This is a genomic window from Streptomyces sp. NPDC052043, assembly GCF_044548235.1.
Classification (GTDB): domain Bacteria; phylum Actinomycetota; class Actinomycetes; order Streptomycetales; family Streptomycetaceae; genus Streptomyces.
In genome coordinates, this window is sequence record NZ_JBIUBT010000011.1 from 81,647 (window position 1) to 102,945 (window position 21,299).

23 protein-coding genes and 1 pseudogene are annotated in these 21,299 nt (G+C 70.8%); 17 read left to right on the forward strand and 7 right to left on the reverse strand.

The genetic code is table 11. From position 1 onward, the window contains the following. From ACIHCX_RS26155 to ACIHCX_RS26165, 3 genes are all read left to right on the forward strand, one after another. On the forward strand, positions 1-285 hold the full coding sequence (locus tag ACIHCX_RS26155) for a hypothetical protein (protein ID WP_400033468.1): 285 nt from the start codon (positions 1-3) through the stop codon (positions 283-285). Between the two features lie 97 nt (positions 286-382). Further along, complete coding sequence (locus tag ACIHCX_RS26160; protein WP_400033470.1) at positions 383-1,024, forward strand: ankyrin repeat domain-containing protein; 642 nt, start codon at positions 383-385, stop codon at positions 1,022-1,024. After that, complete coding sequence (locus tag ACIHCX_RS26165) at positions 1,018-2,235, forward strand: MFS transporter (RefSeq protein WP_400033472.1); 1,218 nt, start codon at positions 1,018-1,020, stop codon at positions 2,233-2,235. The genes ACIHCX_RS26160 and ACIHCX_RS26165 overlap by 7 nt, the downstream gene beginning before the upstream one ends. Before the next feature lie 200 nt (positions 2,236-2,435). On the opposite strand, the gene ACIHCX_RS26170 is transcribed toward ACIHCX_RS26165, so the two are convergent. Together ACIHCX_RS26170 and ACIHCX_RS26175 are read right to left on the reverse strand one after the other, a co-directional pair. After that, entirely contained in the window at positions 2,436-3,905 is a 1,470-nt protein-coding gene (locus ACIHCX_RS26170) for an MFS transporter (RefSeq protein ID WP_400033474.1), read from the reverse strand. A gap of 53 nt (positions 3,906-3,958) precedes the next feature. Next, positions 3,959-4,921 (reverse strand): DMT family transporter, encoded by a 963-nt coding sequence (locus ACIHCX_RS26175; protein WP_400033476.1) that lies wholly within the window; start codon positions 4,919-4,921, stop codon positions 3,959-3,961. A 40-nt stretch (positions 4,922-4,961) separates the two neighbouring features. On the opposite strand from ACIHCX_RS26175, the gene ACIHCX_RS26180 reads away from it, so the two are divergent. The 10 genes from ACIHCX_RS26180 to ACIHCX_RS26225 all read left to right on the forward strand — a co-directional run bounded on the left by ACIHCX_RS26180 (position 4,962) and on the right by ACIHCX_RS26225 (position 13,126). Continuing rightward, positions 4,962-5,489 carry a MarR family winged helix-turn-helix transcriptional regulator gene (locus tag ACIHCX_RS26180; protein ID WP_400033478.1) on the forward strand — a complete coding sequence of 176 codons (528 nt, stop codon included), beginning with the start codon at positions 4,962-4,964 and terminating at the stop codon, positions 5,487-5,489. A gap of 149 nt (positions 5,490-5,638) precedes the next feature. Further along, on the forward strand, positions 5,639-6,433 hold the full coding sequence (locus ACIHCX_RS26185) for an SDR family NAD(P)-dependent oxidoreductase (protein WP_400033480.1): 795 nt from the start codon (positions 5,639-5,641) through the stop codon (positions 6,431-6,433). A 154-nt stretch (positions 6,434-6,587) separates the two neighbouring features. Then, a complete protein-coding gene (locus ACIHCX_RS26190; RefSeq protein ID WP_400033482.1) occupies positions 6,588-6,995 on the forward strand; it encodes a YciI family protein in 408 nt (135 codons plus the stop codon). An 8-nt stretch (positions 6,996-7,003) separates the two neighbouring features. After that, a complete protein-coding gene (locus tag ACIHCX_RS26195) occupies positions 7,004-8,149 on the forward strand; it encodes an RNA polymerase sigma factor (protein WP_400033922.1) in 1,146 nt (381 codons plus the stop codon). A 115-nt stretch (positions 8,150-8,264) separates the two neighbouring features. Further along, the gene (locus ACIHCX_RS26200; RefSeq protein WP_400033924.1) at positions 8,265-8,660 is read left to right on the forward strand and encodes a helix-turn-helix transcriptional regulator; all 396 of its coding nucleotides are present in this window, start codon (positions 8,265-8,267) and stop codon (positions 8,658-8,660) included. Between the two features lie 69 nt (positions 8,661-8,729). Beyond that, a complete protein-coding gene (locus ACIHCX_RS26205) occupies positions 8,730-9,173 on the forward strand; it encodes a VOC family protein (RefSeq protein WP_400033484.1) in 444 nt (147 codons plus the stop codon). 252 nt (positions 9,174-9,425) lie between these two features. Beyond that, the gene (locus ACIHCX_RS26210) at positions 9,426-10,322 is read left to right on the forward strand and encodes a methylenetetrahydrofolate reductase (protein WP_400033486.1); all 897 of its coding nucleotides are present in this window, start codon (positions 9,426-9,428) and stop codon (positions 10,320-10,322) included. 185 nt (positions 10,323-10,507) lie between these two features. Then, on the forward strand, positions 10,508-10,636 hold the full coding sequence (locus ACIHCX_RS26215) for a hypothetical protein (protein ID WP_400033488.1): 129 nt from the start codon (positions 10,508-10,510) through the stop codon (positions 10,634-10,636). A gap of 194 nt (positions 10,637-10,830) precedes the next feature. Continuing rightward, positions 10,831-11,847 (forward strand): metallophosphoesterase family protein, encoded by a 1,017-nt coding sequence (locus ACIHCX_RS26220; protein WP_400033490.1) that lies wholly within the window; start codon positions 10,831-10,833, stop codon positions 11,845-11,847. Positions 11,848-12,364: 517 nt separating this feature from the next. Continuing rightward, complete coding sequence (locus tag ACIHCX_RS26225) at positions 12,365-13,126, forward strand: sugar phosphate isomerase/epimerase family protein (RefSeq protein WP_400033492.1); 762 nt, start codon at positions 12,365-12,367, stop codon at positions 13,124-13,126. Between the two features lie 142 nt (positions 13,127-13,268). Here the strand turns inward: ACIHCX_RS26225 and sufC are convergent, their stop codons facing one another. From sufC to ACIHCX_RS26245, 4 genes are all read right to left on the reverse strand, one after another. Beyond that, positions 13,269-14,033, reverse strand: a complete 765-nt coding sequence (gene sufC / locus ACIHCX_RS26230; RefSeq protein ID WP_400033494.1) for a Fe-S cluster assembly ATPase SufC — start codon at positions 14,031-14,033, stop codon at positions 13,269-13,271. Between the two features lie 200 nt (positions 14,034-14,233). Next, entirely contained in the window at positions 14,234-15,487 is a 1,254-nt protein-coding gene (locus tag ACIHCX_RS26235; protein ID WP_400033496.1) for an RNA polymerase sigma factor, read from the reverse strand. Then, positions 15,484-15,837 (reverse strand): YciI family protein, encoded by a 354-nt coding sequence (locus ACIHCX_RS26240; protein WP_400033498.1) that lies wholly within the window; start codon positions 15,835-15,837, stop codon positions 15,484-15,486. Before ACIHCX_RS26240 ends, ACIHCX_RS26235 begins: the two co-directional genes overlap by 4 nt. 353 nt (positions 15,838-16,190) lie before the next feature. Then, positions 16,191-16,799: a TetR/AcrR family transcriptional regulator gene (locus tag ACIHCX_RS26245; protein WP_400033500.1), complete on the reverse strand. Its 609-nt coding sequence runs from the start codon at positions 16,797-16,799 to the stop codon at positions 16,191-16,193. Between the two features lie 203 nt (positions 16,800-17,002). On the opposite strand from ACIHCX_RS26245, the gene ACIHCX_RS26250 reads away from it, so the two are divergent. The 4 genes and pseudogenes from ACIHCX_RS26250 to ACIHCX_RS26265 all read left to right on the forward strand — a co-directional run bounded on the left by ACIHCX_RS26250 (position 17,003) and on the right by ACIHCX_RS26265 (position 20,352). Further along, positions 17,003-17,656, forward strand: a complete 654-nt coding sequence (locus tag ACIHCX_RS26250) for an NADPH-dependent F420 reductase (protein WP_400033502.1) — start codon at positions 17,003-17,005, stop codon at positions 17,654-17,656. Positions 17,657-17,832: 176 nt separating this feature from the next. Then, positions 17,833-18,357: pseudogene (locus tag ACIHCX_RS26255) on the forward strand (SDR family NAD(P)-dependent oxidoreductase); the annotation flags it as partial. Between the two features lie 97 nt (positions 18,358-18,454). Further along, positions 18,455-19,270, forward strand: a complete 816-nt coding sequence (locus ACIHCX_RS26260; RefSeq protein ID WP_400033504.1) for an SAM-dependent methyltransferase — start codon at positions 18,455-18,457, stop codon at positions 19,268-19,270. A gap of 113 nt (positions 19,271-19,383) precedes the next feature. Then, positions 19,384-20,352, forward strand: coding sequence for a nitrilase-related carbon-nitrogen hydrolase (locus ACIHCX_RS26265; protein WP_400033506.1), 969 nt, complete (start codon positions 19,384-19,386; stop codon positions 20,350-20,352). 35 nt (positions 20,353-20,387) lie between these two features. Here the strand turns inward: ACIHCX_RS26265 and ACIHCX_RS26270 are convergent, their stop codons facing one another. Next, positions 20,388-21,263, reverse strand: a complete 876-nt coding sequence (locus ACIHCX_RS26270; RefSeq protein WP_400033508.1) for a PhzF family phenazine biosynthesis protein — start codon at positions 21,261-21,263, stop codon at positions 20,388-20,390. Between the last annotated feature and the right edge of the window lie 36 nt (positions 21,264-21,299).

The window sequence follows — 21,299 nt, forward strand, 5'->3', positions numbered from 1 at the left end:
GTGCGGCGTCTCGACACCCTCGTCATGCTGACGGACGGCGACTACAGCAACGAGAACCGGGGCACCCCGCAGCAGCGGGACATCGAGACCGCGTTCGCCGACGCCATTTCCCAACTCCTGTTCGCCGAGGGGGCGATGCAGCCCAAGATCGACGCCGCGATCCACGTCGCGAGGGCCGGAGGACCTGCGCTCATCGGGCCGCTGGACCGGCTCGACGATCTGTTGGCCCGCAAGGTCGGCACCGAGATCCGCGTGGACGTCGCCGACGGCATCGTCCACGCCTGACGCCGGGCTGCTCCCGCGGTCGTAGCGGTTCCCCGCCCGGCAGCCGGTCCTGTGCGGGGCCCGCTGCCCGACTGCCCGCAGAAACGAGGACCTGCACATGGTTGCCACCCCGCGGAACAAGACCTCCTCGGCCCGCCGGAAGGCGGCCCGCCGCGCGCTGGCGGCGGCTGCCGCCGCGCTGACCCTTGCCGCCTGCGCGGCGACAACGGACTCGGCGCCGCCGGGCAGCAGTTCGTCGCCTCCGATGCCGGCCCCGGCGACGAGCAGCTCATCGCCTTCGGTGCCCGCCGCGGCGACGAGCCGCTCGATCGGCACCGGTACCAGCAAGGAGGCGACCGCGCAGCTCCTGGAAGCGGTGGCGGACAACAATCCGAGCATCGCGGCCAAGGCCATCAGGGCAGGCGCGAACCTCGAAGTGCGCAACGACCAGGGACGGACCCCGCTTGTCATGGCCACCAAGGCCCATCACGTCAAGTTGGCACGCCTGCTGCTGGAGTCGGGCGCGGATCCCAACGTGAAGGACGAGATCCAGGACTCCGCCTTCCTGTACGCCGGCGCGGAGGGTCTCAACGAGATTCTCCAACTGACCCTCCAGTACGGCGCCGACGTGCGCAGCACAAACCGTTTCGGCGGGACCGCCCTGATTCCCGCCGGCGAACACAGAGATCGACCGGGCATCCTGACCGGGGCAGGCAGCGTGAACGGCAGCGCGAACGGCATACCATCTACGGAATGTTGAAGCGACAAGTTGACGGGCTCGCCGGCCGGAGCGAGGTACCGGTGTGGCGCGTGCCGGGGATGCGACCGCTGCTGGCCCTGACGGCGCTGGGCTTCGCCGGCCTGTCGTTGCTGATGCCGGTCGCGCCCCTGTGGGCACTCGAGGGCGGGGCGGACGAACTGGGCGCGGGCCTGGTCAACACCGTGCTGATGCTCTTCACGGTGATCGCCCAGCTGCGGGTCGGCAGGATCCTGAGACGACTTGGCTGGCAGAGGTCACTGGCCCTCGGTTCGTGCCTGCTCGGACTCCCCGCCCTGGGGCATCTGGCCACCAGCCAGGCGGGAGCCGTCATGGCCCTCGCGGCGGTGCGGGGCCTTGGTTTCGGGATCCTCACCGTGTGCGGTGCCACCGGAGTGGCCGCGCTCGTCGAACCCGCCCGCCGCGGCCGGGCGGTCGGCGCCTACGGGCTCGCCATCGCGGCCCCGCAGTGCCTGCTCATCCCGATCGCGCCCTGGCTCGCCGAAAGCGTGGGATTCTGGCTGGTGTTCACCTGCGCGGCCGTGCCCTTGCTCGCGATCCCACTGGCACCGCGCGTGGCACGCGCCCTGCACGACAGCGGCGACGTGTCCACATCATCCGCTGAAGCGCGGGGCACGAGCCGGCTCCGCCGCGTCCTGATCGGTCCGATCGCCGCGCTGCTCGCCATCACCGCGGCCGGCGGAGCCATCCTCACCTTCACCCCCCGTCTGCTGTCCGACCCGGTCGCCGTATACCTCGCGCTTCTGGCGTTCACCGCGACGGCGGCGCTGTGCCGCTGGGGGTTCGGACACGTAGCGGACCGCAGGGGCGCCGCCCCGGCAATCGCCCCATTGCTGCTCGTCGGCGCCGCCGGGCTCGCCGTGATCGGCGCGGGTACGACGTTCGGATCCGGTGCAGGCGGGCTGGTCCTGGTCGTGGCCGGCATGCTCGTCGTGGGCGTCGCCTACGGCGGCCTCCAGAACCTGACGCTGGTGCAGGCCTTCGCCGCCGCAGGGGAGCGGGCCCGCTCCTCCGTCAGCATCGCCTGGAACGTCGGCTTCGACGCGGGCACCGGACTCGGCGCCTTCGCCGCAGGCGCGGTCGTCACCGTGAGTTCCTACATGGTCGCCTACGCGGTTCTCGCCGCCGCCACCGCCGTCGTGGGTGCCTGCTGGGCGGGCGCGCGGTGGCGGAACCGCGGCGCGACAGAGTGAGCCGCGTCCTGAACGCCTCGACGACCTGACGACCCCGCCCAGCGGATACCCCGGGATGCGTGCCCGTTCTCACGCGGAGGGAACTCGGAGGCACGTGCCCTGCCTCACGGGGAGGGATCCCGGGGCTGCGAGCCCGCCCTCACGCGGCGGGGTGATATCGCGCCCTTACGCGGGGGGAACCCGGGGGCACGTGCCCGACCTCATGCAACGGAGACCTCGGTCCGCGCGTCCGGTCTCGTGCGGCGGGGCGACCGCGCGCCCGCCAGCGCGGCCGTCGCTGCGGCTGCCAGCAGCAGCACGGCCAGGGGAACCCGGATCGCCGTGGTGAAGCCGTGCACGGCAGCGGCGCGCGTACCGCCGTGAAACGCCACGGCGGCACTGGCGGCCACGGTGTTGAAGGCGGCCGAGCCGATGGAACCCCCCATCTGCTGCGCGGAGTTCACCGAGGCCGAGGCGATCCCCGAGTCCTGGGCCGGCACGTCGGCGGTGGCGCTGGTCATGATGGCAAGGAAGCTGCCGCCGTTGCCGACGCTGAAGATGACCAGTGCAGGGAGGACGTTCGCGGCGTAGCTGGAGTTCGGGGTCAGCAGCGTGAGCTGGAACAGTCCGCAGGCGGCGAGGGACAGGCCGGCCGTCATCATGACGCGGGGACCGAGCCTGGGCAGCAGGCGCGTGCCGAGCTGGGTGGCGGTCGCGGTGGTGACGAGGCTGATGGGCAGGAAGCCCAGTCCGCTCGCCACCGCCGACCACCCCAGCACGGTCTGCAGGTAGTAGGTGAGGAACAGCGAGACGGAAAGCTGCGCCATCATCAGGGCGCCACCGGCCAGCAGCGCGGCGACGCGGCGGCGGTCGCGCAGCAGTCGCGGCGGCAGCAGCGGGGTGGCGGCACGGGTCTGCCACCAGGCGAAGGCCACGAGCAGCGCCATCCCTCCGGCCAGCGCCCCGAGCACGGACACCGAGGTCCAGCCCTGGGCCTCGGCCCGGCTGCAGCCGTACACCACGGTCGTCAGACCGCCACAGCCCAGCACGGCCCCGGCGACATCCAGGCGTCCGGCCGGGCGCCGCGATCGCTCGCGCGGTGTCCATATGCTGCCGAGCAGCGCCAGAAGGGCGATAGGCACGTTGACCAGCAGGCACCAGCGCCAACCCGCCCACTGGGTCAGCAGCCCGCCGAGGACCACTCCGAGGGAACCGCCGGCGCCGCCGAGAGCACCGAAGATCGCGACGGCCTTGCGCCGCTCACGCGGGTCGGTGAAGGTGGTGGCCACCAGAGCGAACGCCGAGGCGGCGAGGAGAGCCGCGAAGGCGCCCTGCACGGCCCGAGCGGCGAACAGGACCTGAGCGGTGGGCGCGACGCCCCCGGCGGCCGAGGCCACCGCGAAGCCCAGCAGCCCCCACATGAACACCCGCTTGCGCCCCGCGTGGTCGGCGATACGACCGGCGAGCAGGAGCAGCCCACCGAACGCGACGGTGTACGAGGTGACAACCCAGGGCCGGTCCCCGTCCGCCATCCCCAACTGCGTCTGCATGGACGGCAACGCCACGTTCACGATGGTGCTGTCCAGCAGGATCATCAACTGGGCCAGCCCGAGGACACACAGCGCCCACCAGCGCCGGGAGCCGGGAAGCTGTGGCTGAGAGACGGGGGTCGAGGTCGGTGTGGCGTGCATGCTTTTCTGTATACCAAAAAATCGGAATGGGATTCCAAGCGCGACCCCTCGCGTCAGAAGCGGCGGGATCGGGGCGGCGGTGTCAATCGGCGACGCCGGTTCGACCGGTGGCCGTCCGTGTCGTGCCGGTCCAACGGCGGGGAGGACGCGTGGCTGCTGCCGCGTCGGCCCGCGCGGGTGGGACGGCCCAGGACGACCCCGGCCAGGACGAGTGCCAGCCCGCACAGTTGCCGGCCCGTCAGCACTTCTCCGGCGACCACGGTGCCGAGCAGCACGCCCGTGACGGGGTTCAGCAGTCCGATCAGTCCCACGGTTCCCGCCGGCAGGTGCCGCAACCCGGTGAACCACGCGGTGAAGGCCGCGGCGGTGGCGACCAGGGCGACGTAGCCGAACGCCAGGAGTGCCGGGGTGTCGAGCGCGGGCGGAGGGCCCTCCACGACCGCGGCGACCGGCAACAGGAACAGACCGCCGGCGGTGAGCTGCCAGGCGGTCGAGGCGAGCACGTCGGCTCCGGCGCTCCACCGCTTGGCCAGGATGTAGCCGAAGGACGACACGAGCATGGCCGCGGCCGAGGCGAGGACTCCGGGCACGCTCACCCCTCCCGCCCCCGTGAGCAGCATGAGGCAGACCCCGACGAGTCCGATCGCGGCGCCGGCCAGGTGTGAGACGCCCGGCCGCTCGGACACCAGGGCCCAGGCGATGAGCATCATCGCCAGCGGGGACACCGCCATGACGGTCGAGGCGACGCTCGTCGGCAGCAGCTGGGAGGCGGCGTAGACGAGCACGAAGAACACGCTCACGTTGAGCAGTCCGAGCACGGCGGACCGCCACCACCACGCGCCGCGTGGCCGCTGCCTGCACAGGCCCAGCAGCACCAGGCCGGCGGGCAGCGCCCGCAGGGCGGCCCCGAAGAGCGGACGGTCGGCCGGCAGGAACTCGCGGGTGACGAAGTAGTTGGTTCCCCAGACCACCGGAGCGATGGCGGTCAGCGCGACCCAGCGAAGATTGGTTTCCATGGAAGACAATATAGCTTCCGTGGAAGCTACTATGGTGTCCATGGACGATCCGCAACCACCGGACCGCGTGGCCCGCATCCAGGCCGACTGGCGCCGCGAACGACCCGACGTCGACATCACTCCGCAAGGAGTGATCGGCCGACTGCACCGCCTGGCCGGCCGGCTCACCGAGGAACTCTGCCTCGTCTACGGCCGCTACGGTCTCGGCGAGGGCGAGTTCGACGTCCTGTGCGCATTGCGCCGCGCCGGTGAGCCCTACGAAAGGGCACCCGGCGAACTCGCCGCGTACACCATGGTCACCACCGGTGCGATCACGAAGAGAGTCGACCGCCTCGAGCAGGCCGGACTCGTCACCCGCCGCCGTTCCCACGACGACCAGCGCGGCCGGATCGTCGCCCTCACCCGGCCCGGACGCGAACTGATCGACCGCGCGTTCACCGACCACATGCGCAACGAACGCCGACTGCTGGATCTGCTGACACCCACCGAGGCCGAGACCCTCGAAACGCTGCTCACCACCTGGCTCTCCCGCATGGACGATCCGCGCCCCTGCGACGACAGCGAGTGACCCGCCGCCCCCCGGACCCTCCACCTGTGGCGGCTCATCGACCCAATCGGCATCATGACGACACTCAACCGTGCACGTCCGAGGAGGCGCTCCGGGGGGACACCCGCACCGCCGCGGCAGTTCCGCAGGCTCAACCAGGGGAAGGCATCATGCGCATCGATCTCTCCGGCCGCACTGCTCTGGTCACCGGCTCCACCCAGGGCATCGGCCACGCCATCGCCACCGGCCTCGCCCGCGCGGGCGCCCGTGTCGTCGTCAACGGCCGCGGTGAGGAGCGCGTCGCCGAAGCCGTCCGCACCGTAAGTGCCGACTCCGGCGGCGGCGACGTCACCGGCGCCGCGGGCGACCTGGCCACGGAGCAGGGCGCCGCCGCCGTACGGGAGGCCGAGCCCATGGTCGACATCCTCGTCAACAACCTCGGCATCTTCGGCTCCGCCGCCCCGCTGGAGATCGACGACGCCGAATGGCGCCGCTACTTCGAGGTCAACGTCCTTTCCGCCGTCCGGCTCATCCGCGCCTACCTGCCCGGCATGAAGGAACGGGGCTGGGGGCGCGTCCTCAACCTCGCCAGCGACTCGGCCGTGGTCATCCCCGCCGAGATGATCCACTACGGCATGACGAAGACCTCGCTGCTGGCCGTCAGCCGGGGATTCGCCAAGGGCGCCGCCGGCACCGGCGTCACCGTCAACTCCGTCATCGCCGGACCGACCCACACCGGCGGTGTCGAGGGATTCGTGCGCGAACTCGTCGGCGACGAACTGCCCTGGGACGCGGCGCAGCGCGAGTTCATGGTCAAACACCGTCCCCAGTCGCTGCTGAAGCGGCTCATCGAGCCCGAGGAGATCGCCAACATGGTCGTCTACCTCGCCTCGCCCCAGGCCTCCGCCACCACCGGCGGCGCCGTGCGCGTCGACGGCGGCTACGTCGACTCCATCCTGCCCTGAGTGGTACCACGCTCCGCGGCGCGGAAGTCGTCGAGATGAAGGACATCGGCCGCTTCCCGAAGAAGTTCGGGCGGCTGTCGAGAACCCGCGACCGGCTCCGTCCCCGGGGTGCACGTGACCACAAGGGGTCGCACCAGCACCAAGGAGAACCACGATGGCGAAGTACTTGCTTCTCAAGCACTACCGAGGCGCCCCGGCAGCGGTCAACGACGTGCCGATGGACCAGTGGACGCCGGAGGAGATCTCAGCCCACATGCAGTACATGAACGACTTCGCGGCCCGGCTCGAGAAGACCGGCGAGTTCGTCGACGGCCAGGCGCTCGCCCCGGAGGGGACGTGGGTCCGGTACGACGGTGAGGGACGCCCGCCGGTCACCGACGGCCCGTTCGCCGAGACCAAGGACCTCATCGCCGGCTGGATGGTGATCGACGTCGACGACTACGAGCGCGCCGTCGAACTGGCCGGGGAACTGTCGGCCGCCCCCGGGGCGGGCGGAAGGCCGATCCACGAGTGGCTCGAGGTCCGCCCGTTCCTGACCGCGCCGCCCACCATCGCGGAGTGACCTCGTCGATGAACGAGGCCCTGCTCCGGAGCCTCACACCGAGTGTGCTCGGGATCCTCGTCCGCCGCGGAGCCGACTTCGCGGCGGCCGAGGACGCCGTGCAGGACGCGCTGGTCGAGGCCGTCCGCGTCTGGCCGGACGCCCCGCCCCGGGACCCCAAGGGTTGGCTGGTCACCGTGGCCTGGCGCCGCTTCCTCGACGCGATGCGGGCGGACGCCGCCCGCCGCCGTCGCGAGGACCTCGTCGACGAGGAACCGGCGCCCGGGCCCACGCCCGCCGTGGACGACACGCTCCAGCTCTACTTCCTGTGCGCCCACCCTTCGCTGACCCCGTCGTCCGCGGTCGCCCTCACCCTGCGCGCCGTCGGCGGGCTGACCACCCGCCAGATCGCCCAGGCCTACCTGGTGCCCGAGGCGACCATGGCGCAACGGATCAGCCGTGCCAAGCGCACGGTCTCCGGCGCGCGATTCGACCAGCCGGGCGACGTCGCCACCGTGCTGCGCGTCCTCTACCTCGTCTTCAACGAGGGGTACTCCGGCGATGTCGACCTCGCGGCCGAGGCCATCCGGCTCACCCGGCAGCTCGCGGCCGCGATCGACCACCCCGAGGTGGCGGGGCTGCTCGCCCTCATGCTCCTCCACCACGCCCGGCGCGCGGCCCGGACCGCGCCCGACGACAGCCTGGTACCGCTCGCCGAGCAGGACCGCGGCCGGTGGGACACCAAGTCGATCGCCGAGGGCGTCGAGATCCTCCAGAGGGCCCTCGCCCGCGACCGTCTCGGCGAGTTCCAGGCCCAGGCCGCCGTCGCGGCACTCCACGCCGACGCGCCCACCGCCGAGGAGACCGACTGGGTCCAGATCGTCGAGTGGTACGACGAACTCGCGCGCCTGACCGACAGCCCGGTCGTCCGGCTCAACCGCGCGGTCGCCGTCGGCGAGGCCGACGGACCGCGCGCCGGCCTGGCGGCGCTCGCGGCGCTGGACGCCTCGCTGCCCCGCCATGCCGCCGTGGCGGCGTACCTCCACGAGCGCGACGGCGACCTGGCGACGGCGGCACGGCTGTACGCCGAAGCGGCCCACAAGGCCGCCAACCTCGCCGAACGCGACCACCTGACACGCCAGGCGGCCCGGCTCAACGCCCGCCGTCGCCGCTGACGGGGCGGGCGGGCCCGGCAGGCTGTGCCACCATCGAGGGGTGAGCAGCACGCCGGACCCGACGCGCGACGGCCGGCTGTCGCGGTTGCGGCGGCTCCGCCTGGCCAAGGACGTCATGGACCGTGACTGGGCCGAACCCATCGACCTGGGCGCGGTCGCCGCACACGCCGGGTACGCGCGCCACCACTTCGTCCGCGTCTTCCGGGACGCGTACGGGCAGACACCGGGGCAGTACCTGAGCCGCCGCCGCATCGAGCGCGCGGAGGACCTGCTGCGCACCGCCGACCTGTCGGTCACCGAGATCTGCACGCTGGTGGGCTTCACCAGCCTGGGGTCCTTCTCCTCGAGCTTCAAGAAACAGACCGGCCTCACCCCGAGCGAGTACCGTGCCCGGCATGTCGGGCAGAGGTCGGCACTGGTTCCCGGGTGTTACGCGCTGCTCTGGCACGGAGGTTTCAAGGGACTGCGGGAGCGCGGCACCGAAGAGCGCAACTTTGGAGAAGCCCGGTGAGCCGGCGGTAACTACGGTGGGCCGCAGCGCGTGGGCGAAAGGTGCCCCGCCGAGCACAGGGAGTCGGCCATGATCAAGGGCTTGTCCATCGCCAACGTCTGGGTCCTCGACCACGACCGGGCCAGGGCGTTCTACACCGAGAAGCTGGGGCTCCAGGTCCGTACCGACATGACGATGGGCGAGGGCGGGATGCGCTGGCTCACCGTCGGTGCCGAGGACCAGCCGGATCTCGAACTCACGCTGATGGTCCCCGGTCCGCCCGCGCTCGACCCCGAGTCCGCCGAGGAGCTGAAGAAGCTGATCGCCAAGGGCGTGCTGGGCGCGGGCGTGTTCGCCACCGACGACATCCACGCCGACTACCGGGCGATGAAGGCGCGCGGCGTGGAGTTCCTCCAGGAACCGCAGGAACGGCCGTACGGCACCGAGGCCATCTTCCGTGACGACTCCGGTAACTGGTTCTCCTTCACCCAGCGCAGCGAGCAACTCGATCTCGACAAGGACTGGAGCTGCTGACACTCGAGCCGGTTCCCAGGGAGCAACCGCGAGGGGCCGTGGCCCACGCCTACGTCACATGTCCCGGTCCGGTCGCGACGGTCGCCAAGGACGGATGAGGTCATCCGCGTGATCCGCGGTGAGGCGCGGACTTCTAGTGTTGCGGGGCAGGTCCTGACCCGGGGCCTGCACGGAACGCGCCGCGCACACAGGCGAGGATGGCAGGGCCGCTTCGGCCCTGCATGTCCATCGCACCAACCAACGGAGTACGTGATGACGTCCGCGAGAACCGCGCGGGAGCCCGCTTCCCGACCCGCCAACGGCTTCTTCGCCCGCCCGGCCAAGGCGGCGCTGGCGGACGCGCTGCGCAACGCCTCGTACGAGATCCTGCCGTTCAGGAGCGCGGAGGAGAAGGTACTGGCCCATGTGCCCCAAGACGTGGCACTCACGGTGACGACGACCGAGGCCAAGGGTTTGGGGCCCACGGTCGACCTGGCCGTTCGGCTCAGCGAGCACGGCTACCGCGCCGCCCCGCACATAGCGGCGCGCCTGGTACGCGACCGGGCCCACCTCACCGACATCGTGTCGCGCCTGCGTGAATCCGGTGTCGACCGGCTCTTCGTCATCGCCGGGGACGCCCCCGAACCGGCGGGTGCCTTCCCGGACGCACTGAGCCTGATCGAGGCCCTGCGGACAGGGGGACATTCCTTCGCGTCCATCGGGATCGGCGGCTACCCCGAGGGCCACGGCAGCATCCGCGACGAACTGATCGAGAAGGCCCTGCGGGCCAAGGCGCCTCACGCCAGCCATGTCATCACGCAGTTGTGCTTCGACGCCGACACCACGATCCGTTGGGCACGCACCGTGCGGGAAGCCGGGGTCGAACTGCCCGTCCGGATCGGCATTCCCGGCGCGATCAGCCGCCAGAAGCTGATCCGTGTCTCGGCCGGCCTCGGCCTCGGACAGTCGGCACGCTTCCTGAGGAAGCAGCAGAACATGCTCTGGCGCTTCTTCCTGCCGGGCGGTTACAGCCCGAACAAGCTCATAGAACGGCTCACACCCGCCTTCGGAAGGCCCGACAACCGGCTGCACGGCTTCCACGTGTTCACCTTCAACGACCTCGACAGCACCGAGGCCTGGCGGCAGGCCTGGCTCGCCCGCCTGTCCTGACGCGTCTCCCGCACACCCCGGCCACGGCACACCGGGCCCCCACGGGCCGACCGGACCTCCCGGAAACCCACTCCCCGCCAAGTTCGCCCACGCCGACGGCACGGCCCTCGACCTGGACACCCTGCGGCAGAGGATCGGGCACGTCGCCGGCGACTTCGACATGACGTGGCAGCATCGAACTGATCATGTGGCTCGTCATGCGGGACGCGATGAACGAGCAGGTCCGCAAGGTGCACACGGCCTACCACGTGCCCGTCTCCAACACGGCTGCCGGACTGGCCCTGTTCGACAACCGCACTCGTCGGACGGACTGACCAGGAGCGGCGGTCGACGTCGTGCCCCCGGGGAGGGCGCGACGTCGACCGGATCCGAGTGACTGTCGCGCCTACGGTGGAAATGTCGCATCGCGTTCACTTGACCGCCCGCTCGGTCGCGTATTGATAACGGGTCTAGTCCATCGCGTGGGGTGGATGCCCCGTGCCCCGCGCGACAGCCGAAAGGAACGACCGTGGAACGCAGATCCCTGCTGGGTGCGACCGCCGGAGCCCTGGTGCTCGGAGGACTCGCCCAGGTGCCCGCCGAGGCCGCGCCGGCCGCCGGCGGTGCCGGCGGGCTTGTCACCACGTTCAACGTCATCAGCGACATTCAGGGCGACCTCAGCGACTTCGCCGAGGCGCTCAAGGACATCAAGGCCACCAACCCGCGCTCCTCCGGCATGGCCGTCGCCGGGGACATCACCCCGCGCGGCTACGACTTCGAGTACGCCGAAGTGCAGAAGGTGCTGGACCAGGGCCCGAAGCCGCGTGAGGTGGCCTGGGCCATCGGCAACCACGAGTTCTACGTCCCCAAGTACGCCGACCCGGACACCCTCGCCCAGGACACCTGGCCCAACGGCACCACCGAGGAATCCCTCTTCCGCAGCTTCTACAACTTCGCCAAGCGCTCCAAGATTTACGCGGAGACGACCTTCGGCGGCATCCCGATCCTGACCATCGGCACCGAGCGCTACATGAAGTACCACGACAACTCCCTCTGGGACGAGGTGTGGATCAGTGAGGCTCAGTTCCAGTGGCTCGAGGACCGCCTGCGGTACTGGGCGCGGCGCCGCAAGCCGGTCATGGTGATCACCCACCACCCGCTGCCCAACACCGTCTCCGGTACCCGCAGCAAGATCTACACGAGCGACTACCTCCAGCCCGACCGCCTCCTCGGCCTCCTCGGGCGTTACCGCGACGTGTTCCTCTTCAGCGGCCACACCCACTGGGACCTGACCCTGTCCGACTGGTACGTGCGCCGGGTGGTGCCGGGCACCGCCAACCTCGACGGCTTCTCGGTCATCAACACCGGTGCGGTGCAGACCGGTTTCGCCGACAACGGCCAGGGCGGCGAGGTCACGGTTCCCGGACACTTCAACCAGGGACTCCAGGTGGACGTGTACCGCGACCACGTCGTCATCAAGGCGCGTGACTTCGCGACCGGCAGCTGGATGAAGCAGATCTCCGTGCCGCTCGCCACGCGGATCTGACCCCCGGACCGGGCAACGCCGCCAGGGCCCGGCGGCGTTGCCCGGCCGCACCCGTCACGACGGCGACCGTGCCGGTGAGCCGGGCTGGGTCAAGGGGGAGTCGCCTCCGTGCCGGAGCCCTCGGGCGCGTCGCCGTGTTCGCGAACGCCGGTGTCGACGCCAGGGATCCGCGAGACGCGGTGAGTGGTCGGCTTCTGGCCGGTCGTCCGCGTACGCCGGGACGGCCTTGCGCGCGTTCAGGACACAGGAGTGGGCCTGCGGTCGATGTCGAGGGCCTTGTGCCCGCAGTTGATGTGTCCATAGCATCCTCTCAACTTTCGCTGAGAGAAGGACAAAGATGAACTCCGCTCAAGGAAAGTCACACGGTCGCCGTCAATTCTTCCGTGGCGCAGCGGCCTCCGCCGCCGTTCTGGCCATCGGATCGCAGGCCTGGCCGGCGCAGGCGGCCCCGGCCCCCGGAGCGGGCAGACGAGTTCCGGCAGGCCGCATCGGTCTCCAGCTGTACACGGTGCGCGACATGCTCGCCGTCGATCCCGAGGGCACACTCGAGATGATCGCCGACGCGGGCTACGCCGAGATCGAGCCCGCCTACACCTACGGCGGGCGCACCGCCGAGCAGTTCCGCAGGATCGCCGACGCGAACGGGCTGCGGGTGATCGGCAGCCATCACAACCCCGGTGACTTCCGCGGCGCCCAGGCGCAGCAGACCTTCGACAACGCGGTGGCGCTCGGACAGGAGTACGTCGGTGTCTCCTACATGGACGGCGCCCAGACCGCCCAGGGCTACCGTGCGATGGCCCGGGAGATGAACCAGTGGGGCGAGGCCGCCAGGGCCCGGGGGCTGCGTTGGTATGCCCACCTGCACGACAACGAGTTCCACGCGGATCCGCAGTCCGGGCAGACCCTCTTCGACGTGTGGCTGGAGGAGACCGACCCGGACCTGGTCTGGTTCGAGATGGACCTCTACTGGATCCTGCGGGCAGGTGCGGACCCGGCCCCCTACCTCAGGTCGTACGAGAAGCGGTTCCCGATGCTCCACGTCAAGGACGGCGCACCGTGGAACGACATCGAGACCGACCTGGGAGAGGGCGAGATCGACTTCGCGGGGATCTTCGCCAACCTGCGGCAACTGCCCCACCACCACTACATCATCGAGAGGGACCAGCAACCCGACCCGGTCCGCACCGCCCACGTGTCCTACGACTACTTCCGCACGATCCGCGTGGGCCCTCCGGGCAAGGGGCATGGTCCCGGCGGGGCCGCCGCCCAGAGGCTGTAGCCGCCAACCTCGACCTGCGCCGCGGCGGGCGGTGTCCTCCACCGTCCGTCTCCCATCCACCGTACGAGTGGCCTTCGCGGCCTTCCGCAGGGCAGGCCCCATCGGCCCGGCAACGCGGATCGACGCACGCGGAACGGGTTGTTCAGCCTCGCGCCTTGCCCTTCACGTAGGCCTCGTAGCCCTCGTCCTCCAGCCGGTCGGCGAGTTCGGGGCCGCCGGAGTCGGCGATGCGACCGTCGGCGAAGACGTGGACGTGGTCGGGGCGGACGTAGCGCAGGATGCGTGTGTAGTGCGTGATCAGCAGGGTGGCGACCTGTCCCGTGACGCGGACACGGTTGACGCCCTCGGCGACGACGCGCAGCGCGTCGACGTCCAGGCCGGAGTCGGTCTCGTCCAGGATCGCGATCTTCGGCTTGAGCAGCTCGAGCTGGAGGATCTCGTGGCGCTTCTTCTCCCCGCCGGAGAACCCCTCGTTGACGTTGCGCTCGGCGAAGGCGGGGTCGATCTGGAGGCGTTCCATCGCCGCGCGCACCTCCTTGAGCCAGGTGCGCAGCCGGGGGGCCTCGCCGCGGACGGCGGTGGCGGCGGCGCGCAGGAAGTTGGACATGGATACGCCGGGAACCTCGACGGGGTACTGCATGGCGAGGAAGATCCCGGCCCGCGCCCGCTCGTCGACCTTCATCGCGAGCACGTCCTCGCCGTCCAGGGTGACGCTGCCGGACGTGACCAGATACTTCGGGTGCCCGGCGAGCGCGTAGGCGAGGGTGGTCTTGCCGGAGCCGTTGGGACCCATGATGGCGTGGGTCTCGCCCTGGCGTACGACCAGGTCGACCCCGTGAAGGATCTCGCGAGGTCCGGCGTCGGTGTGCACCGAACAGTGCAGGTCGCGGATGTCGAGTGTGGCCATGGGAACCTCACCTGCCTCACCTTGTCGAGCCGCGTGCCCCCTACAGGTGATGCCCGCACAGGCGCGTACCTACGTCGGCTCCGGGCTGTTCCTCGGCCGCTGCGGCGCGCGCCCGGTGGCGTACGCGGCGGTGGCCGCCGGACGCCTCCTGCGTGGGAGGGCGGAAGGTGCTACTCACGAGCACTACCTGGGCGGGCCCATCACCGGTCGGTGATCTCCGCGAGTCTGCGAGCGAGCGTGGCCCGCTCCGACTCGTTGCCGACGAGGTCGAGGGCGGCCCGATAGGCGGCGGCGGCCTCGGTGGTGCGGCCCAGCCTGCTCAGCAGGTCGGCCCGTGCCGCGGGTAGCAGGTGGTAGCCACGCAGTTCCTCGGCCTCGGTCAGGGAGTCCAGCAGGGCGAGTCCCGCCTCGGGGCCGTCGCGCATGGCGACGGCCACGGCCCGGTTCAGTGCGACCAGCGGGGACGGCTCGATCTGGAACAGCACGTCGTAGAGCGCGACGATCTGCGGCCAGTCGGTCGTCTCGAAGCCGGTCGCCTCGTCGTGCAGCGCCGCGATCGCCGCCTGCACCGCGTACGGTCCGACGCCGGGCCCGGTCAGAGCCGGCACGACGAGCCGCCGCCCCTCGGCGATGAGGTCGGCGTCCCACAGAGCGCGGTCCTGGTCCTCGAGCAGCACCTGGCCGCCCGCGGCGTCGGTCCTGGCCCCGCGCCGGGCATCGGTGAGCAGGAGGAGCGCGAGCAGTCCCGTCACCTCTCGTTCTCCGGGAAGCAGCCGATGCAGGATCCGAGCGAGCCGGATGGCTTCGTCGGCCAGGTCGGGACGGACGAGGTCGTGGCCCGAGCTGGCGGCGTACCCCTCGGTGAAGACGAGGTAGACGACCCGGAGCACGCTGGGCAGCCGCGCGGGCAGCTCGTCCGGCCCCGGGACGCGGAACGGGATGCGCGCACTGCGGATCTTGCGTTTCGCGCGCACGATGCGCTGGGCCATCGTCGCGGTGGGCACCAGGAAGGCCCGGGCCACCTCGGGTGTGGTCAGGCCCGCCAGAAAGCGCAGTGTCAGCGCGGTCCGTGCCTCCGGTGAGAGCGCGGGGTGGCAGCAGGTGAAGAACAGTTGCAGCCGCTCGTCGGGGATGTCGTCGAAGCCGGGCTCGGCGGGGACTGCGGCGGCGGCCCGGTCGCTTTCCACCTGGAGCACCGCCAGCCGCTCCGCGTACGCGCGGTCGCGCCGGATCCGGTCGATGGCCTTGCGGCGTGCCGTGGTGAGCAGCCAGGCCAGTGGCTTGTCCGGAACTCCGTCGACCGGCCACCGCTCCAGCGCGGCCTCGATCGCGTCGGACGCGGTCTCCTCGGCCAGGTCGAGATCCTTGAACCGAGCCGCGAGGAGGGCGAGCAGCCGGCTCCGGTCCTCGCGGAACACCGCCTCCACGGAGCGGGCCGCTCGCTGCTCGTTCACGACTGATGCGGCTCCCAGACCGTGCGCACCTCGACGGTGCCGTGCCGGGCCCCGGGGCACCGAGCCGCCCAGTCGAGCGCGGCGTCGAGGTCGGGAACGTCGATCAGGTAGTAGCCGCCGACGATCTCCCGGGTTTCGGCGAACGGTCCGTCGGTCACGACACGCTCACCGTTCACGCGGACGCGTACGGTAGTCGCGTTCGTGATGTCCAGGGCGTTCCCGTCGAGCTTGACGCCGGCGTCGCAGACGGCCTTGTCGAACGCCATGAACTCTTCCATCGTCGGTCCCTCGGCGGGTCGCTCCTCGGTGGAGTCCGGCGACAGGGTGTTGATCAACAGCAGGTACTTCACGGTCCGCTCCTCGTGCATGGGGTTGGTTGCGTGGAGATGACGAATGGCCGGAGGGCGAATCGACAGGATGCCCGAAAAAATCTTGTCCGGGCGTCCCAGACCCTGCCCTGTGACCGCGCGTGTCCATGTGGTCACCGTGGCCGAAGAGCACGCTCATCCGCGTCGAGACCAGTGTGCGACGCTCTGCCCCGCCGTGCCGCAGGCGGCCGTCAGCTGCCGACGCCGCCGCCGCTGCCGATCACCACGCCCGGTGAGTCTGTGCGGGGTTCAGGGACTTCGCTGCAGGTGAGGGCGGCGAAGCCGGCGTGGGCCTGCTCGACCGCCTCGGGGTGCCCTGGTCGGAGGGCATTGGCTCAGAAGGGTGGCCAGGCCTTCAAGGCGGCATCGGCCATGTCCTGGAGTTCGTCGCGACCGATACCGCTTGCGGCTTGCACGGCGATGCCGAAGGCCAGGGTGCTGACGTACCGGCCCAGTAGTCCCGCATCGGTCGTGGCAGGCAGGTCGCCCTCGTCCACGGCCTGTTGGAACCGCTCACGGAGGCGGTTGCAGCCGTCGTTGCGCCAGGCGGCGAGGAGGTCGCGGACGCTGCTGCTGGAGGCGCCGGTGGACAGGGCGCCCTGGACACCCAGGCACCCGTGAGGTTGAGACGGCCGGGTGGTGGTGCGCACGGTGCCGGTGAGGATCGCGGTTGCGACGCCGAGTGCGGTCGGCTCTTCCAGGGCCCGGGCCAGGTAGGCGCTCGGGCCTTCGGTGTAGCGCTCCAAGGCCTTGTGGAACAGTTCTTCCTTGTTGCCGAAGGCCGCGTACATGCTGGTGGTGGAGATGCCCATCGCCTTGGTCAGACCGGCCAGGCTGGCGCCTTCGTAGCCGTGCTCCCAGAAGAAGAGCATGGCTCGCTCCAGCACTGCCTCGGTGTCGAATGCTCGAGGTCGGCCGATCGGACCGCTCTGTTTGGTCGCCACGCCGTGGACTCTACCTCTTCGCAGCGGTCGATGCAGAACTTTCCGCATCGATCGCTACAGAAGTGCTATGGTCTGGTTCCGCATCGATCGCTACGGAACTTTCAGGAGGTCACCCACGTGATACGCGCGGACCGGCAGCCTCGGCCGAAACCAGGCCCGGGGCGAAGGCGCGATCGTCCCACCGGAAGTTGAGGCATGGATCCATGACCGTGATAGGCATCATCGGCGCGGGCGAGGTCGGCAGCACGCTCGCGCGTGCTGCGATCAAGCAGGGCTACGACATCGTCATCGCGAATTCCCGCGGCCCCGAGACCCTGACCCGGCTCATCGCCGAGCTCGGACCCTCGGCACGCGCCGCGAACGCCGCCGACGCCGCTGCGGCGGCTGATTTCGCCATCGTGGCGGTCCCGCTCAAGCTGGTCAACGACATGCCCGTGGAACAACTCGCGGGCAAGATCGTGCTCGACACGAACAACTACATGCCCTGGCGCGACGGCCACTTCCCCGCTGTCGACTCGGGCGAGAAGACTGTTCACGAGCTCCGTCAGGAGCAGCTTCCCACCTCGAAGGTGGCGAAGGCCTTCACGCACATCCAGGCTCCACGGCTGTTCGCCTCGGGCAGTCCTGCGGGCACGCCCGGCCGCCACGCGCTGTCGGTCTCCAGCGACGTGCCCGAGGCCGTGGAACTGGTGACGCGCCTGTACGACGAGTTCGGTTTCGACACCGTCGACAACAGCCCGCTGAGCGAGTCCTGGCGCAGCGGCCCCGGCCAGCCCGCATGGAACGCGCACCTGCACCAGACGCGTGAGGAACTGGCCGCCCATCTCGCCCAGGCGCGTCCGATCGTCATCACCTGACCCGCCTGACCCGCCTGACCCGCCTGACCCGCCTGACCCGCCTGACCCGGCCGGCCCGTCCGTCCCGGCGGCAACGGGCATCACCCCAGGTATCCCTTCTGTGCCCATCCGGCACGGGAGCACTGCTGTCCATATTCCGTAGTGATCGATACATAAATCGAAAGGAAATGATTACCCTGGGACTGCTTGAAGGAAAGACCGCCCTCGTCACCGGCGGCGGAACCGGAATCGGCCTGGCCACCGCCGAGCGGATGGCCGCCGAGGGTGCACACGTGTTCATCACCGGCCGGCGCAAGGCCGAACTCGACGCGGCCGTCGAAGCGATCGGCTCGGCGGCGGCCACCGCGGTGGTGGGTGACATCTCAAACCTGGAAGACCTGGACCGGCTGTACGAGGCGATCCGCGGCCGGGGCAAAGGACTTGACGTGCTGTTCGCGAATGCTTCCGTCGCCGAGTTCGTGCCGCTGGAGCACATCACCGAAGAACACTTCGACGTCCAGTTCGGCGTCAACGTCCGCGGCACCCTGTTCACCGTCCAGAAGGCCCTGCCGGTACTCAACGACGGCGCCTCGATCATCCTGAACGGCTCCACCAACGCGGACTCCGGCGCGCCGGCGTTCGGCATCTACGCGGCGTCCAAGGCGGCCACCCGATCGTTCGCCCGGACCTGGGCCAACGAACTCAAGGGACGCGGCATCCGCGGGATGGTGGTGCCCTTGAGGGCTCTTGTGCAAGGGAGTTGGCTCAGGTTGGCTACGGTGGGCAGATGGCCGGGCAGGTGAGGGGGAGCGGATGCGGATGAACGAGCGTTCAGCGGGTGGGCCGGTGCCGATCGACTCCTCGGTGGCGCATCCCGCGCGGGTGTACAACGTCTGGCTGGGCGGCGAGGAGCACTACCCCGCCGACCGGGAGGCGGCCGAACTGGCCGCCGCGGCCAACCCGCAGATCGTTCCGGCGGTCCGGGCCAACCGGGCCTTCCTGGGGCGGGCGGTACGGCAGTTGGCCGGGACAGCGGGGATCCGGCAGTTCCTCGACATCGGCACCGGGATTCCAGCGGCTGACAACACGCACGAGGTGGCGCAGCGGGTCGATCCCGGCGCCCGGGTGGTCTACGTCGACAACGATCCGATCGTCCTGGCTCATGCCCGTGGGCTGCCGGCCGGCACCCCGGAAGGGGCGACGGAGTATCTGGAGGCGGACCTGCGTGACCCGGACAGCATCCTGGCGGCGGCCCGGAAGACGCTGGATCTGTCGCAGCCCGTGGGCCTGATGCTCGTGGCGGTCCTGCAGTACGTTCCGGACGCCGACGACCCCTACGGCATCGCCCGGCGTCTCCTCGACGCGCTCGCCCCCGGCAGTCACATCGTCCTCTCCCACCCGGCCGCGGACATCGGAGCCGAGGAGGTCGCCGAGTCGATGCGCGCGTACAACGACCGGGCGGCCGCGCACGCGGGAGCCACGCCCCGCACGCATGCCGAGGTCGCCCGGTTCTTCGACGGCGCGGATCTCCTGGACCCGGGCGTCGTCCAACTGCCCGCATGGCGTCCCGACCCCGCCGACGGTCCGTCTGCCGGCCCGCTGCCGATGTGGTGCGGGGTCGGCCGCAAGCCTTGACGGACCCGGACCCGGACCCGGACCCGGACCCGGCCCCGGACCCGGACCGGGACTCGTCCGGGCCACCGGCGGTGCCTTGCCCGTGGATCCGGGGGCTTCCTACTCTCGGTGCCATGACGTCGCTGCCCCACGCCGCTGCCGTGGTCCCCGAGTCCCGCCGTACCGTGACCGCCGCCGTCGTCCAGGCGGCCGCCCCGCTGTTCGACACCAAGGCCGCGCTGCACCGCGCCGAGGAACTCGTCCGGGAGGCCGTCAGTGACCGAGGCGCGGAGGTCGTCGTCCTGCCCGAGGCGTTCCTCGGCGGCTACCCCAAGGGCCTGGACTTCGACATCACCGTCGGCAGCCGCACCCCGGCCGGCCGTGAACTGTTCCGCCGCTACCACGCCGCCGCCATCGACGTCCCCGGCCCCGAGACCGACACCCTGGCCGCGCTCACCCGGGAACTCGGCTGCCACGCCGTCGTCGGCGCCGTCGAACGGCAGGGCGGCACCCTCTACTGCGTCGCCCTCTTCTTCGGCCCCGACGGCTACCTGGGACTGCACCGCAAGCTGATGCCGACCGCCGCCGAGCGCTACCTGTGGGGCCAGGGCGACGGCTCCACCCTCCCGGTCGTCGACACCGGCGCCGCCCGCCTCGGCGCGGCCATCTGCTGGGAGAACTACATGCCGCTGTTCCGTACGGCCATGTACGCCAAGGGCGTCGACCTGTGGTGCGCGCCGACGGTGGACGACCGCGACGCCTGGCAGGCCAGCATGCGGCACATCGCCCTGGAGGGCCGCTGCTTCGTGCTCAGTGCCAACCAGTACCTGCGCCGCGACGCCCTGCCCGCCGACCTCCACCCCGTCCAGGGCGACGCGCCCGACACCGTCCTGATCGACGGCGGCTCCGTCATCGTCTCCCCGCTCGGTGAGGTCCTCGCCGGCCCGCTGCGCGGCAGCGAGGGCATCCTGACCGCCGCACTCGACCTGGACGACCTCGCACGCGCCCGCTTCGACTTCGACCCCACCGGCCACTACGCGCGCCCCGACGTCTTCACCCTCCGTGTCGACGAGTCCGCCCGCACCACCGTCACCAGCACCTGACGGGCGACCGCACTCGGAGGTCCCGGTCCGGGGCCTCAGCCGATGCGAGCACCCGTGCCGCTGACGCGGACACGCGGGTCACCGGCGCGCAGCGTCACCGTGAGCTCGCCGGGGCGGCCCAGGTCCTCACCCTGACGCAGGGTGAGGACGGCGTCCTCGGGGACCAGGCCGAACTCACGGGCGTACGCGCCGAACGCGGCGGCCGCGGCACCGGTTGCCGGGTCCTCGACGACGCCACCGACGGGGAACGGGTCGCGGACGTGGAAGACGGTGGCCGACTCCTGCCACACCAACTGGACCGTGGTCAGGTCCAGGCGGTGCATCAGGGCTTCGAGGCGCGCGAAGTCGTACGCGAGATCCGCGAGGCGCGCGCGAGTCGCCGCCCCGAGAACGAGATGACGGGCGCCGGCGAACGCGACACGGGGAGGAAACGCCGGGTCGAGATCCGCGGCCGGCCAACCGAGCGCGACGAGTGCCTCCGCGAGGTCGGGGTGGGCGATCTCTTCGAGGTGCGGCTCGACACTGGTGAGTGTGGCCCTGAGCGTTCCGCCCTCCTCGGTCACCTCCACCGGCACGGTGCCGGCGCGGGTCGCGAACACCAGCTTTCCTGGGCCTGTCCGCTCGGCGAGAGCGACGGCGGTCGCGACGGTGGCGTGCCCGCAGAACGGCACCTCGGCCTTGGGGCTGAAGTAACGGATGCTGTACGCCCGTCCCACCTGGCCGCCGAGGCCCTCCGGGGGCGCGGTCAGGAACGCGGACTCCGAGTAGCCGAGGTCGGCGGCGATGGCCAGCATGTGGCTCTCGTCCAGGGCGGTGGCGTCCAGAACGACGCCGGCGGGATTGCCGCCGTCGGGGTCACTGGAGAAGGCGGTGTAGCGCAACACCTCGGGCCGCGGAGCATTCGTCGTCATACGCGCGGCAACGCAGGCCGGCACTGCGGCTATTCC